The sequence below is a fragment of the Labrys sp. HAY1-8F genome, from assembly GCF_056754975.1.
In genome coordinates, this window is the sequence record NZ_JBPGWZ010000002.1 from 5,116,558 (window position 1) to 5,130,762 (window position 14,205).

The 14,205-nt window shown below is 62.4% G+C and carries 12 protein-coding genes; 4 read left to right on the plus strand and 8 right to left on the minus strand.

Going from position 1 to position 14,205, the window contains the following annotated elements:
• The first annotated feature begins 52 nt into the window (after positions 1 to 52).
• A complete protein-coding gene (locus tag ACR9ZN_RS32745) occupies positions 53 to 694 on the plus strand; it encodes a LysE family translocator (RefSeq protein ID WP_434955769.1) in 642 nt (213 codons plus the stop codon).
• Positions 695 to 897: 203 nt separating this feature from the next.
• On the opposite strand, the gene ACR9ZN_RS32750 is transcribed toward ACR9ZN_RS32745, so the two are convergent.
• From ACR9ZN_RS32750 to ACR9ZN_RS32765, 4 genes are all read right to left on the minus strand, one after another.
• Complete coding sequence (locus tag ACR9ZN_RS32750) at positions 898 to 2,877, minus strand: ABC transporter permease (protein WP_481274186.1); 1,980 nt, start codon at positions 2,875 to 2,877, stop codon at positions 898 to 900.
• Complete coding sequence (locus ACR9ZN_RS32755) at positions 2,874 to 3,950, minus strand: quaternary amine ABC transporter ATP-binding protein (protein WP_481274187.1); 1,077 nt, start codon at positions 3,948 to 3,950, stop codon at positions 2,874 to 2,876. Before ACR9ZN_RS32755 ends, ACR9ZN_RS32750 begins: the two co-directional genes overlap by 4 nt.
• A gap of 231 nt (positions 3,951 to 4,181) precedes the next feature.
• Positions 4,182 to 5,153 (minus strand): ABC transporter substrate-binding protein, encoded by a 972-nt coding sequence (locus ACR9ZN_RS32760; RefSeq protein WP_481274188.1) that lies wholly within the window; start codon positions 5,151 to 5,153, stop codon positions 4,182 to 4,184.
• 108 nt (positions 5,154 to 5,261) lie between these two features.
• A complete protein-coding gene (locus ACR9ZN_RS32765) occupies positions 5,262 to 5,441 on the minus strand; it encodes a hypothetical protein (RefSeq protein ID WP_434955773.1) in 180 nt (59 codons plus the stop codon).
• Between the two features lie 32 nt (positions 5,442 to 5,473).
• Between ACR9ZN_RS32765 and ACR9ZN_RS32770 the strand changes: the two genes are divergently transcribed.
• Positions 5,474 to 6,283 (plus strand): DUF817 domain-containing protein, encoded by an 810-nt coding sequence (locus tag ACR9ZN_RS32770; RefSeq protein WP_481274189.1) that lies wholly within the window; start codon positions 5,474 to 5,476, stop codon positions 6,281 to 6,283.
• On the opposite strand, the gene ACR9ZN_RS32775 is transcribed toward ACR9ZN_RS32770, so the two are convergent.
• On the minus strand, positions 6,266 to 6,784 hold the full coding sequence (locus tag ACR9ZN_RS32775) for a thioesterase family protein (RefSeq protein WP_441773975.1): 519 nt from the start codon (positions 6,782 to 6,784) through the stop codon (positions 6,266 to 6,268). The genes ACR9ZN_RS32770 and ACR9ZN_RS32775 overlap by 18 nt on opposite strands.
• A 304-nt stretch (positions 6,785 to 7,088) precedes the next feature.
• Between ACR9ZN_RS32775 and ACR9ZN_RS32780 the strand changes: the two genes are divergently transcribed.
• Positions 7,089 to 8,501, plus strand: coding sequence for an FAD-binding oxidoreductase (locus ACR9ZN_RS32780; protein WP_481274190.1), 1,413 nt, complete (start codon positions 7,089 to 7,091; stop codon positions 8,499 to 8,501).
• A 312-nt stretch (positions 8,502 to 8,813) separates the two neighbouring features.
• On the opposite strand, the gene ACR9ZN_RS32785 is transcribed toward ACR9ZN_RS32780, so the two are convergent.
• A complete protein-coding gene (locus tag ACR9ZN_RS32785; RefSeq protein ID WP_156771335.1) occupies positions 8,814 to 8,975 on the minus strand; it encodes a hypothetical protein in 162 nt (53 codons plus the stop codon).
• Between the two features lie 723 nt (positions 8,976 to 9,698).
• On the opposite strand from ACR9ZN_RS32785, the gene ACR9ZN_RS32790 reads away from it, so the two are divergent.
• Entirely contained in the window at positions 9,699 to 13,394 is a 3,696-nt protein-coding gene (locus ACR9ZN_RS32790; RefSeq protein WP_481274191.1) for an AsmA family protein, read from the plus strand.
• A 312-nt stretch (positions 13,395 to 13,706) separates the two neighbouring features.
• On the opposite strand, the gene ACR9ZN_RS32795 is transcribed toward ACR9ZN_RS32790, so the two are convergent.
• Positions 13,707 to 13,922, minus strand: coding sequence for a ribbon-helix-helix domain-containing protein (locus tag ACR9ZN_RS32795; RefSeq protein ID WP_068282176.1), 216 nt, complete (start codon positions 13,920 to 13,922; stop codon positions 13,707 to 13,709).
• Between the two features lie 9 nt (positions 13,923 to 13,931).
• Positions 13,932 to 14,120 (minus strand): DUF4169 family protein, encoded by a 189-nt coding sequence (locus ACR9ZN_RS32800; RefSeq protein ID WP_434955778.1) that lies wholly within the window; start codon positions 14,118 to 14,120, stop codon positions 13,932 to 13,934.
• Positions 14,121 to 14,205 lie beyond the last annotated feature (85 nt).

The window sequence follows — 14,205 nt, forward strand, 5'->3', positions numbered from 1 at the left end:
GGGACGCCGGCCGTGCGCTATGAAAACTTCTCTAGCCGCCAAGCCGATTCCCATGTTCGATGTTTCCCTGCTCACCGCAACCTTTTTCGCTGGCTTCCTTTATACGATTTCGCCCGGGCCGGCCTTCCTGGCCCTGTTCGCGCTCGGTGCCGCCAAGGGACGCACGCCCGGCGCCTGGTTCATGACCGGTCATCTCGTCGGCGATATCCTATGGTCGGTGGCGGCGCTGGCGGCGATTGTCGGGGTGAGCCAGATCGGCCCGACCCTGTTCGATATCCTAGGCATCGGCTGCGGCCTCTACCTGATCTATATGGGGGTGAGGGCCGTGATGACGCGCCGGGACGGCAAGGCTGCGGTGATCGGCGCCGACCGGCCTCTGGTCAATGGCGTGATCTTCGGCCTGACCAACCCGAAATCCTATCCCGTGGCACTCGCCACCTTCGGGGCGCTGGTGGCGCCCTATGGCGATCACATCACCTGGAGCGCGACGCCCGGCCTGATCGTGGCCGCCTTTCTAGGTTTCGTGGCGGCGGACTTCATCCTCTATGTCGCCATCGGCCTCAAGCCGATCCGGACTTTCTTCGCACGCCATGGCCTGTGGGTGACGCGGATCGTCGGCGTCGTCTTCATCGGTTTCGGCCTGAAATCGCTGTTCGACGGCGCGCGCGGCCTTGCGGGTTCAGCGCGCGGGTAAAGCGAGAACCCGGGAATAGGTAGTCGCTTCACGCTGTCATCCCCGGCGAGCCGCGCAGTGGCGAGGGAAGGGGATCCAAGGGGCAAATGCGCCACCTCACCCCCTGGATCTCCATCCCCTCGCTCTTCCTCGCGATGCTCGTAAGCTGCTCGGCCGGGGATGACAGCTACACTTGTTCGTCGAACTCCCCATTACAGCTGGCATCACCCCAAACGCTTGCGCGCCTTGGCGCTCGCGCCGCCGATCAGGCGGTCGGCGACGATGCCGATGAAGGCGATGGCAAGGCCGGCGACGATGCCGCGGCCGGCATCCGCCTTGGCGAGGGCGATGAAGACCTCCTGGCCGAGATCGCGCGTGCCGATCATCGCGCAGATGATGATCATGCTCAGCGAGAGCAGGATGGTCTGGTTGATGCCGAGCATGATCTCGGGCAGCGCCATCGGCAATTGCACCAGGCGGAAGGTCTGCCAGCGCGTGCAACCGGCCGTCTTCGCTGCTTCAATCAGGGTCGGCGGCACTTGCCGCAGGCCATGATTGGTATAGCGGATGGCTGGGACGACGGCGAAGGAGACCGTGGCGATCAGGGCAGTGACGTCGCCAACCCGGAACAGCATCACGATCGGAATGATGAAGCAGAAGGACGGCAGGGTCTGCAGGGTATCGACGACAGGTTCGATCACGCGATACACACGGTCGCTCCGCGAGGCCCAGACGCCGATCGGCATGCCGATCAGCGTGGCGAGGATCGCCGACACGCCGCAGAGATAGACGGTCGACATCGTCTTCTGCCACAGCCCGGACGAGGCGCAGAAAAGCACGAGCAAGCCGATGAGGGCGGCGAGGCGCCAGCCTGCAAGACGGTAACCCGCCAGCACCAGCAGGACCAGCGCGGCGAGCCAGGGAATGGCTTCGCAGAAGGCCCGGACAGGGTTGAGCACATAAACGAGAAGCCCGACGCGCAGGGCCTCGATCACGTCGAAGAAATGCACGGTGATCCAATCGACGCCCGCCTTCCACCACGGCGCAGTCGACAAGGTCCAGCCCGGGGGGATTTTGGCGAGAGCCGGCAAGACGAGACTGGCCAGCGTGCTTGCAATCAGCAGAGCCAGCGCCAGGACGAGATGGGGATGGCGGGCGAAGAGCCCGCTGCCCTCCCGATGCACGGGCTGGCCGCCGCGATAGGCAAAGGCCTGCGAGAGCCGATCGAGGGCGATGGCCAGCACCACGATGGCGAAGCCCGCCTCCATGCCCTGGCCGATCTTGAGGGCGCGCAGGGCCAGCAGCACGTCATAGCCGAGCCCGCCCGCGCCGATCATCGAGGAGATGATCACCATGTTCAGCGCCAGCATGATCACTTGGTTGACGCCGACCATGAGCATGGGCCGCGCCGTGGGGATCAGCACGCGCCAGAGCTTCTGGCGCGACGTGCAGCCTGCCATGACGGCAAAATCGGCGATCTCGGAGGGAATCCGGGACAGCGCCACCATGGTGGCCCGCACCATTGGCGGCGTGGCGAAGATCGAAGTGGCGATCATCGCCGAGACCGGGCTGTTGCCGAACAGGATCAACATGGGGATGAGATAGGCGAAGGTCGGGATCGTCTGCATCAGATCGAGGGCCGGGGTGACCGCCAGCCGATCCAGCTTCGGAAAACGCCAGGCGGCGACGCCGAGCAACAGGCCTGTCAGCACGCAAAGCGGCACCGAGATCAGGATCAAAGCGAGGGTAAGCATGGCCCCCTGCCACTGGCCGAAAAGCGCGATATAGCCAAAGCAGGCCGCCATCAGGGCCGCGAGCCGCAGCCCTCCGGCAGCATGGCCTGCGATGATCGCCGCTGAAATCACGCCCAGCCAGGATAATGTCGGCAGCGGGATGCCCCATAATTTCAACGGCTTGGCCAGCAATCCGAAAGCAATCTGGAGAGGAAGGTCGAGGATGGCGGCGATCGCCCGTGTCAGCCAGCTCAGATTGCTTTTCATCCAGGCCATGACGGCCGACATCCAACCCGCGAAGGGAATGATCCAGTTATCGGGCCAGGCGGAAAGCCAGCCTGCATTCGACCTCATGAAGTAGAGCGTGATGGCGAGCAGGAAAGCAAGGCACCAGATCACGGTCCAGGTCGTTACCCGGCCACCAGGCGATGTATACGGTTGAGCGAGGGAAAGGGGGGCTGACTTGCTCAAGCGGCGTTCCTGCGCTGGTCGCCGCCGGTCAGGATATCGAGCACGGCGTCGGGCATGACCTCGCCGAGCAGGGCGCCGGCAGGATCGCGGACCGCGAAGGGCGCGGCGGCACCGATGATGTCGGCGGCGAAAGAGGAGACCTTGTCCGCCGGGGCGAGATTGCCGGCATAGGCGGAACCGGGCTGGGCGGGACGCATGAGGCCGCAGGCGGAAACCACCTTCGCCCTTTGGACGTCACGGGTGAACTCGGCGACATAATCGGTTGCCGGCCGGGTGACGAGCTCCTCCGGCGTACCCGTCTGGATGATGGCGCCGTCCTTCATGATGGCGACGCGATCGGCGAGGCGGATCGCCTCGTCGAAGTCATGGGTGATGAAGACGATGGTCTTGTGCAGCACCTTCTGCAGCCGGACGAGTTCGTCCTGCATCTCCCGGCGGATCAGCGGATCGAGAGCAGAGAAGGGTTCGTCGAGGAACCAGAGTTCGGGCTTGGTGGCGAGGCTGCGCGCGATGCCGACGCGCTGTTGCTGGCCGCCTGAGAGTTCGCGCGGATAGAAGCCTTCGCGGCCGCGCAGGCCGACCAGATCGACCATGTCCTGCGCTCGTTTCAGTCGCTCGGCCTTGGCGATGCCCTGGACGGCCAGCGGGAAGGCGACGTTCTCGATCACGCTCAGATGCGGCAGCAAGGCGAAGTTTTGGAACACCATGCCCATCTTGTGGCGGCGAAGTTCGATCATCTCGGCCCCGCTGGCCTTGAGCAGATTCCTGCCGTCGAACTCGACTGTGCCGGCGGTCGGCTCGATCAATCGGGCCAGGCAACGCAGCAGGGTAGATTTGCCCGAGCCGGACAGCCCCATGATGATGAAGATCTCGCCCTCGTGCACGGTAAGGCTGGCCTCGCGCACGGCGGCGACCAGGCTTGCCTTGGCAAGGTCCTCATCCGTCGGCCGCTGGCCGTGCCGGGCCAGTTCGCGGGCGGCATTTGGGCCGAAAACCTTCCAGACGTCGCGGCAGGCCAGCTTCACGGCGCGTGTGGCGGTGTCCGGGCCTGGCGAAGCGATCGCGGCTTGCATCGGTGCCTCTTGGTTGCATCGGGGATTGAGGGACGGGCCTCCGGAGCCTGACTTGGAAATCGAGGCCAGAACGCGGGTGTTCTGATTTTGTCATGCCCGGGCCTGTCCCGGGCATCCAGATGCCGCAGCCTGGGGGGCGCATGGATCTCCGGGACAGCCCGGTGACGACAAAAACCTTGAGGTTCCTGCGATTTTTCGGTCAGCTTCTCCAGGCTCGCCCATCTCGGCCAATCATTGGGCCCAGGCTTTCCAGGTCGCCTCGTGGTCGGTGACCCACTTTGCCGCGACATCGTCCAGGCTCTTGCCTTCGAGATCGACCTGGCCGCTCAGCTTGTTGAGTTCGTCAGTCTCGATCGTGTAGGCCTTGGCAACCTTGTAGGCCACGGGCCATTTGTCCTTCATGCCGGCCCAGGCATATTTCCAGATCTCGCCATGCGGCTTGCCGCAATCATATTTGGCATCCGGGTTGGTACCCCATTTCGGATCGGTGTAGCAGGCCGGCTCATATTCGGGGAATTTTACCCATTCGCCCTGATATTTCGCCGTGGCCCAATGTGGCGAATAGATCCACAGCATGATTGGGGCCTTGCGCTGATAGGCGGAATCGAGCTCGGCGAACATGGCACCGTCCGTGCCGGCATGGATGACCGTGAAGGGCAGCTTCAGGGCTGCCACGCGCTCGTCATCGAAGCCTTCCCAGGTCACGGGTCCGCCGAGGTAGCGGCCTTTGGGAGCGGTATCGGGCGTGGAGAAGGCCTCGGCACATTTGGGGTCCAGCAAAGCCTTCCAATCGGGCAGACCGGGGCATTTCTCCTTCATATAGATCGGGTACCACCATTCCTCCTTGGCCTTGGGACCAAGCTTGCCCAGGCGTTCGGTCTGCTTGGTGGCGTCGGAGGCCTTCATGGCCTCGCCGGCGGTGGTGTCCCAAAATTCGACGCCGAGGGTCAGATCGCCATTGGTAAGGCCGGTCGACAGGCTGGAGAGATAGTCGGCGGTGGGATATTCGACGGTGTATCCCAGCTTTTCCAGGATGCCGCCCAGGATCTTGGCATTGAGATTGACACTGGTCCAGTCGAACAAGGCGATCTTGATGGGATCGGAGGATTCCGGCGAAGCCGCCGAAGCCGGTGAAATTCCCACGAGCAAAGCGGCCGCCACGGCCGCAAGGCCGCTGCGTCGAAATACTTTCAGGCAGTCCATAATAGGCACCCTTCCGTCTCTCTGAATGGCCGGCCGGCGCTTGTGCCTCTTGTGGGGCGAGGTCTTCCGCCCAAGGTCTGTCGCCAATGCCGATCCTGGAAGTGTCGCTCAGACAAAGCCCTTGGGCAAGTTATTTTCGTGCCAAGAATATTGTTTATATTTCAAAGCGTTGATGGTGATTATTTGGGCGCTTTGCTCGAAAAGGCGGCGCAGCGGCGCGCCCATTTTCCGCCATGGCGTACGCCGATCCTGCGCCCGGATTTCACGGGCGCGCCATTGCATCTGCATCGAGGCTGCAAACGCGCCTGCAAGGATTGGGCATGGCAATGTTCAGGCTCTTCCTTCGCGAATTCTGGCTCTTCGGCCTCAAGCAGGGCTGGGCCTGCCTGTTCGGCGGTTCCTTTCTCGCCCTCATCCTGGCAACGCGCTTCTATTATCCCGAGGGGGCCTGGGTCAGCCGCTATGATTTCCTCTGCTTCGCGGCGCTGGGTATCCAGGGCCTGTTGCTTGCGCTCAAGCTCGAGACCTGGGAAGAAGCCGCCGTGATCGCGGTCTTCCATGTCGTCGGCACCATCATGGAGATCTACAAAACGCAGGCCGGTTCCTGGGCCTATCCCGAGCCGAGCCTGCTGAAGATCGGCGAAGTGCCGCTGTTCTCGGGCTTCATGTATTCGGCCGTTGGCAGTTACATCGCCCGCGCGGCCCGCCTGTTCGACTTCCGCTACAGTTTCTATCCCCGCATGCGCTGGACGATCCTGCTGGCCGGACTGATCTATGTGAATTTCTTCACCCACCATTTTCTGCCGGACATCCGCCTCGGCCTGTTCGCCGCCATAGTCATCCTGTTCTGGCGCACGCAGATCTATTTTACGGTGGACCGGGAACCGCGCTCCATGCCGCTGCTGCTCGGTTTCTTCCTGGTTGCCTTCTTCATCTGGATCGCCGAGAACATCGGCAGTTTCGGCCAGGTCTGGATCTATCCCAACCAGCGCCACGGCTTCGCCTTGGTTTCCTTCGGCAAGCTCGGGGCCTGGTATCTGCTGATGATCGTCAGCTTCGTGCTGGTGTCGCTGGTGCACCGGCCGGTGCGGCTGGCGCGTAGCGCCCGCCGGCTATTGCCGGCTGACTAGCGCCGGGGTGCGGATGGCCCGGCCGACGATCTCTGGCGTGGGCAGATAGCCATGCGAGGAGCGCATCTCGGCGAGATTGTCGATGATGTCGTAGGGGAACGGAGCCACCCGCCGGGTCGCCATGTCGATATTGAGCGAGATCAGTTCACAGGTGGCCGACACCCAGCCTTCGGTGGCATGACAGAGTTCTTCATAGATATGCAGACGCTTTTCGTCATAGCCGACCAGTTGCAGGCGCACACGCACGGGATCGTCGAGGTGAAGTTCACGCTTGTAGATAACGTGTACTTCCCCGGTGAAGAAGGACATGCCGCGCTCACGGATATAATCCTCCCCCAGACCGACGAGCGCCAGGGCTTCGCCAAGGGCGTTGTCGAACAGGACGTGATAATAGGCCATGTTCAGATGGCCGTTATAGTCGATCCAATGGGGCTCGATGCGCATCTGTGACGATACGAACGGCGCGAAGAACAATGCTGGCAATTTGCTGGTGTCAAACATTTCCGCCTCCACGCCACTAGAGCAAAGCGCGTTTTGAAAAAAAAACGCACTTTTGCTTCTAACTCCTTGTTTCGAGGCGCCTTTACAACTCTTGATAGTCGCAAAAAGCCCTCGATTTTCTGCCCTCTCACCCACTTCAAACTGAATATCCGAACCTGTTGGGCAGGCTCGGATATTCAGTCTCGTTCCAGCTCTGCCCATACTGGATGGGCGACGATCGATCACGATCGCGATACCCTCTGGCGCAGGGCTTCCAAGTCAGTGTATGCCAAATGGCTGATACCTCAAGACAAAGTAACATATTATGGTCAATTCCGGCGCAAATTCCCGGCGCTACCAGCCCGAAGATCTCTCTGCCGTCTGCGATGCCCTGGCCGGACAATTCGGTCCGCGCTTTTCGGCAAGCCAGGCTTTGCGCGACCAGCATGCAAGCACGCTGACCTGGCTGCCCGCCCAGGCGCCGGATGCCGTGGTTTTCCCTGAGAATGAAAATGAAGTAGCTGATATCGTCAGGCTGTGTGCCGGCCATGGCGTGCCCATCATTCCCTACGGCACCGGAACCGGTCTGGAAGGGCATGTCAATGCACCGGAAGGCGGCATCTCCGTCGACACCAGCCGCATGAACGCCATCGTTGCCGTGCATGCCGAGGATCTCGACGCCGTGGTGCAGCCGGGGGTCACGCGCAAGCAACTCAACGACTATCTGCGCGACCAGGGGCTGTTCTTTCCCATCGATCCCGGTGCCGACGCTTCCCTGGGCGGCATGGCGGCAACGCGTGCCTCCGGCACCAATGCGGTGCGCTATGGCACCATGAAGGACAATGTTCTTTCGCTGCGGGCGGTGCTGGCCAATGGCGAGATCGTCTCGACGGCGAGCCGGGCCAAGAAGAGCTCGGCCGGCTATGACCTTACGCGCTTGCTCGTCGGTTCGGAGGGAACGCTTGGCCTCATCACGGAAGTGACCCTGCGCCTGCATGGCATTCCCGAGGCCATCAGCGCCGGTATCTGTCCCTTCGGCAGTGAGAAGGCCGCCTGCGATGCCGTGATCGCCACCATCCAGTCCGGCCTTGCCGTGGCGCGCATCGAACTGCTCGACACGTTGATGGTGAAGGCGGCCAATGCCTATTCCGGCCTGGGCTTGCCAGAGACCCCGATGCTGTTCCTTGAATTCCACGGCAGCGATGCCGGCGTGGCTGAGCAGGCCGAACGCTTCGGCGAAATCGCGACCGAGTTCGGCGGCGGTCCCTTCACCTGGGCCACCAAGCCCGAGGAGCGCACCAAGCTATGGGCGGCGCGCCACAACGCCTATTGGGCGGTCAAGTCCATGTGGCAGGGCGCCGAGATCGTTGCCACCGATGTCTGCGTGCCGCTGTCGCGCCTGGCCGAATGCGTGGCCGAAACCCGCCGGGACATCGATGCCACCGGTCTGATCGCGCCGATCGTCGGGCATGTCGGCGACGGTAATTTCCACGTGCAGCCGATGATCGACATGAGCGATCCTCGCGAGGTCGCTGCCTGCGAGGGCTTTCTCGAACGGCTGGTGGAGCGGGCGCTGGCCATGGAAGGGACCTGCACCGGGGAGCATGGCGTGGGGCAGGGCAAGCGCAAATATCTCAAGGCCGAACACGGTGCCCCGGCCCTGGCGGCGATGCGGGCGATCAAGCAGGCCTTGGATCCGGCCGGCATCATGAATCCCGGCAAGATCTTTCCCGATTGAGCGGCATGCCGGAGCCGGACACCCGTTCGAGCGTACCGGCTTCAGGAACCGCCGCAAAAAGCAACAGGCGGATGCTTCTCCTCGAAACATCCGCCCATCGTCTTCATTCATCTTGGGCACGTATCCGGGTGCCTGTTGAACCTTGCCTGCGATCGGGCCCGGCTCTGTTTGCTCAAGGATAGTTCCGGCCCGGTCCCTCCTAGAACAAAGTGCGTTCATGGCTGAACGCTCTCCTGCTCTAACTCCCGTTTCGACGCGTCTTTGCGATCCCGTCCAATCGCAAAATGCTTTGGCCGTTGAATCTATCCTCTCCTATGGCGTCACCACCACCGGCTGACCGGCGGCCTTTCCTTCGGTAGCGTCCTTGGGTTTGACACGAACGATGATCGGCATCGTCAAACCGGAAGGAACGGGCCGGCCGTCGAGATAACCAGCCTGCTGCGTTTGCTTGTCCACCGAAAGAAAAACCAGCATGTTCGCTGCTGCTACACGGCTTGTCGGCTCACTACGGGCCAACGGAGACTGCCCCGTGCTAGTCCCAACCGTATAGAAGCCTGCGCCGAAGACACCTAACGCCAATACGACTCCGACGGAGCTGATCAAGCGTAACATTGTGTACCCACCTCACTGAAAGCGAGAGATACCGTTCCTCTATTGACGCGACGCTGTTGTGACGAACGGCCACGAATTCGACCGCCCCTTTTTCGCCCGCTGCTCATTCTTTTGTGGGGGAGCATTCAGGCACAGCCCAGCCGGCTCATGCTTTAGCATTTATTCCGGCGGAGGATGTCATAGCACAAATTTTGTACGGGTCTTAATGAAATCTAAAGACTTGGTGAAAATGTGAACATGGCGGGTCGTTCGTAATACAATTGCTGCCGAATCTGTTCATAACGAAAGTTTCGATCGGGATTTCGACCGTTTGGGACCATCTCCCGCCGCCCTGTGCAGTGACCCGGGACCACAGTTTCTCCACGTTCCCGGTTTCGTCTCGCCGCGGTTTTCGCGTATGGTCGTCGCTGGCAGGGAAGGGACCTCGAAACCGGATTCACCATGGCGCCATCGGCGGGGTGAAACATTTGCCGGTCGAGGGCAAAGCGTGTTCTGACGGAACGCATTTTGCTCTAACCCTTCGTTTGGAGGCACCTTTGCGATTCCCGGTACTGGATTGCAAAGGCATTGGAAAGGACGTGCGGCGTGCGCGAGGCGCTCACCGTTATCGGATTTTTGTTGATCGTGGCGTTCGCGGCTGTGTTCACCGCGCCCCTCTACGTCGACTGGAACGCTTGGCGCGAGGATATCGGCAACCGCCTCACGCAGCATTTCGGCACAACCGTCATCATTCGTGGCCCGATCGAAGCGCGCCTCTTGCCCCAGCCCTGGCTTTCGCTCTCGGATGTCAGCATCGGAGACCCCTATGGCACCACCAGGCTGAACGTTGCGCGCATCGATGGAGACGTCAGCCTCGGCGGCCTGCTGCGCGGCGATGTCGATCTTTCCAATGTGGTGGTGCGTGATCCAGCCCTGTCGGTAGCGGCCGATGACGAGGGGACGATCGCTCCCCTTTCGAAATATCCGGTGTCGCTCGGGGCCGCGGTCGAAAGCTTCGAGGTCAGCGGCGGATCGCTTCATTATGTGAACAAGGTCGACGGCCAGGACATCAGCCTGACCGGCATCAATCTGGTCGGTGAATCCGGTTCGGTACTCGGTCCTTACAAGGCCGAGGGCGGCATCAAGATCGCCGGCGTGCCTCATACGATAAAGATCGCGACCGGCGTTGCCGAGAAGGGTAGCCTCAATCTGCGCATCACCGCGGTGCCGGCGGACAAGCCGGTGACGCTCGATCTCGACGGTCAGGTCAAGCTTCAGGGCGGCAAGCCGACCTTTGTCGGGATGGCGACGCTGCTGCGTCCGACCTTCTCCGCGAAGGCGGCGGGAGAAGGGGGGCCGGATGATCAGGCCGCTGGCGAGCAATTGGCCTGGAGTATGTCGGGGCCGGTGACCGCCACGCCCGCAGGCGTGGCCTCCGACAAGGTGTCGATCCAGCTTGGGCCGGACGAGCGGGCCCTCAAGCTTGCCGGCAGCGTGAACCTGGCTTTCGGCGCCACGCCGGTGCTGGAGGCGAACCTTGCCGGCAAGCAGCTCGAACTCGATCGTTTCGCCGGTATCGGCCCCGACAAGCGCCAGCCACCGGCCGCGGTGCTGGCCAGGCTTGCCAGGACCGTACCGACGCTTGCCGGAGCCGCCACCAACGCTCAGATCGATCTTGCCGCCGATGGCCTCATGCTGGGCGGCGAGTTGATCCAGAATGCCCGGGCGAGCCTCAGGGTTGCCGAGGGGAAATTGCAGGTCGATCGTCTCGAGGCGACATTGCCGGGCAAGAGCCATCTCTTGCTGGCCGGCGACGTCAATGACGAAGGAGGCGGGTTCAAGGGCAATCTCGACCTCAAATCGGGCCAGGCCACCGGCCTGATCGGCTGGCTGCAGGGCCAGCCCGTTCTGGGGCGGCCGGATGCCGTCCGCAAACTGTCCCTGAAGGCAGCCCTCGACGCCGACGCCGACAAGGTGGACTTTTCGCAGCTGACCCTCGCCATCGACGATGCCGCGGTCAAGGGCAGGCTGGCCTGGAACCGCCTGGCACACGGCCGGTCCGCCGGGCGGGTCGAAGCCAATCTGGCCGCGCAGCGTATCGATCTCGACGTGCTGCCATCGGTGGCCGCTCTCCTGCCCGGCAGCAGCGACCTGTTCAGCGAAGCCGATATCCGCTTGCAGGCGGAAGCGTTGGCCCTGTCGGGAATCGAGGCCAAATCGGTCAGTGGGCATATCAAGGCGGGCGGCAAGCTGATCGCGCTCGAGGATGTGGTCGTCAACGACCTCGGCGGCGCCAATCTCACCGCCAATGGCCGCATCGACAATATCGGTGCCGAGCCACAGGGCGAGATCCGCATCGTATTGAACGGCAAGGATCTTTCGGGGCTGGCTACCACGCTCAAGCGCAGCACGCTGCCGGTTTTCTGGGTCAATGCCTTTGCGGCCCGCGCGGCCTCGCTCTCGCCGGCCAATGCCAGCCTTTCCGTTGCCTTCGGGGCTGCGCGGCGTTATTCGGTCGACGGCAAGTTCGGCGGCAGCGTTCTGCAACTCGACACCCAATTCGCGGGCAAGGGCGCAGGCGAGAACGCCGATATCAGGGTGAAGGCCGACAGCCTCGACGTCGCCACGCTGATGCGCCAGGCTGGGCTCGACTATGCGGTGGGTTCCGTGCCCGGGCGTGCCTCGCTGGAGATGGCCCTGTCGGGTCCGCTCAACGGCGCGATGCGTTGGAACGCCAGTTTCGAAGGAGCGGGGCTGCAACTCTCCGGTACCGGCAAGATGACCGGTTCATTCGAAGCGCCTGCTTTCGACGGGCGCCTGACGGCCAGCACCGACGATGCGCTGGTGCCGGCCCAGCTACTGAGCCTGCCGCTTCCGGGCGTGGTTCCTTCCCAGAGTGCCACGCTGGACTCCGGTTTTCGTGCCAGGGCAGGTCGTTATGTCTTCGATGATCTGACGGGGACGGTGCTCGGCATGCCGCTCAGTGGAGCGCTCACCATCAATGCCGGCAAGCCGACGCGCCTCGACGGTCGCCTGAATTTTCTCAAGGCTGATGGGCAACTGCTCGGCTCGCTGTTCTCGGGAGCGGATCTGAGCGCGGGGAACACCAATGGCAATGCCTTTTCCGATGAGAGCTTTGGTGCGGGAACCTTCGATGCCTTCGCAGGTCGGCTTTCTGTCTCGGCCAAGACGTTGCGCCTGTCTCGACGCCTGCCGGAACTCGACAATGCGCGCGCGGTGCTGAATTTCGGCAATGGCAAGGTGGCCGTCGATGATTTTGCTGCAAAACTCGCCGGCGGTGATGTCAGCGGTGCCCTCCAGCTTTCGCATGCCGCCCTCGATACTGCCGCAAGCGGACATTTCTCGTTGCACAAGGTCGCGCTGCAGGGACGTCAGCTTTCTGGCGAACTGGCCATGGGCGTCGAATTCCAGGGCAATGGCCGCTCGCCCGACGCGTTGATGTCCTCCCTCACGGGGGGAGGAACCGCCGAACTTGCCCAGGCATCGCTGGCGGGGCTCTCCGAAAAGGCCTTCGGCCAGACGGTGGTGGCGGTAGATGGTGGACTTTCCGGCGACGCCGGTCACGTCAGGGAAGCCTTCGAACGCAGCTTGGATGAAGCTCCGCTGAAGACCGGGACGATCAACGGCAATCTCTCGCTCGCGGGCGGCGTGCTCCGTCTCTCCTCGACCCGAGCCACCTCGGCGCAGGGCAGCATTGCCCTCTCCGGTCTGCTGGATCTCTCGGACCTGACGGTGAAGGCCGACATCGCGCTCTCCCCTACCAATCCGGCCGATGGCTTCGGGGGCCCGGCCCCAATCATCCCGGTGCAATTGCGCGGCACCATCGACGCCTTGCAAAAGCAGGTCGATGTATCGAGCCTTGTCGCCTGGCTCAGTATTCGCGGTGTCGAACAGCAGGCCCGCAAACTCGAGGTATTGGAGGCACAACGGCGGATCGAGGAGAAGGCTCAGGAGGATGCGCGTCGCGCGGAAGCCTTGAAGATGCAGAAGGCGATCGAAGATGCGCGTCGGAAAGCCCAGCTTCAGGTCCCGGCACCCACCAGTCCACCTCTGCAACTGAGGCCGGGAGCACCGGTGCCGGCAACGGGCGGGGCGGGGGTACCGCTGGCGCCCACGGCCGGGCTTCCCGGCGTGCCGCCGGTGAAATTGCCTTCTCTCGAAAACCTGCCCGCCTCGTCGGTAACTCCCGGCCACACCACGGTGGTGCCAGCCCCGCTTCTGCCGAATTCCGGGCCGGCCTTGCCGCAGGCTCCCATCGGATCACCGCCGATCGGCCCCTGAGGCGGGGGGAGGGCCGTTGCTTACCGCTATTCCAGGTTGAAATCAGATGTCGGTGGTTGCGGGTGGTATTATAAGGCCGTCTATTTTGCGTTACACACAAGACAGCAGATCTAGCCTTTATGGACGCGCTAAGTCTGAAGCAAGCTAGGTCTTCAATTGTTCGAATGGGCTATGGCCGCTGCCGTAGAGACAAACTCCTGCAACATGATGAAGGCAAGCATCAAGCGGGAGCAAAACCAGGCCTGCCGGATGGAACCTGCTTTCCATCAATCAGGCGAACGCCACTGCGGGCCGGGCCGAATCAAGCCACCCTCATCCTCGGCGCACATTCTCCAGGACGAAGAGCCGGATTGCCGAAGACAGATTTCCTTGGGCGCGTGTGGCATCGATCTCGGCAACGACGTCCGAGAGCGTGAGATCGCGCTTGGCGGCCAGTTCTTTCAAAGTTTCCCAGAAGGCATCCTCCAGGGAAACGCTCGTCTTGTGGCCGGCAATGACGATGGAACGTTTAACGACTTTGCTTTTCATGGCAGCCCATCACTCTACATTATTGGGCTTCAGGCGGTGTCTGTCGAGGTGCCTTTCGGCCTCCTGCTTATCCGCCTGCAGCCTTTCTCTATCGATGCGCGAGAGTCCATGGATCGAGCGTTTCCGGGCAGCTTCCTGCTCGGCTTCGGCCCTTGCCCGAGCCTTGCGTACTCTCCTCAAATTCACGATCTCAGTCATCAGCTTACCGGAAAGGAACTTTCTCTCAAGTGAACAACTTCACTATCGACTTGAGGCCCGATCTGGGCACATCTTGTAAGACATA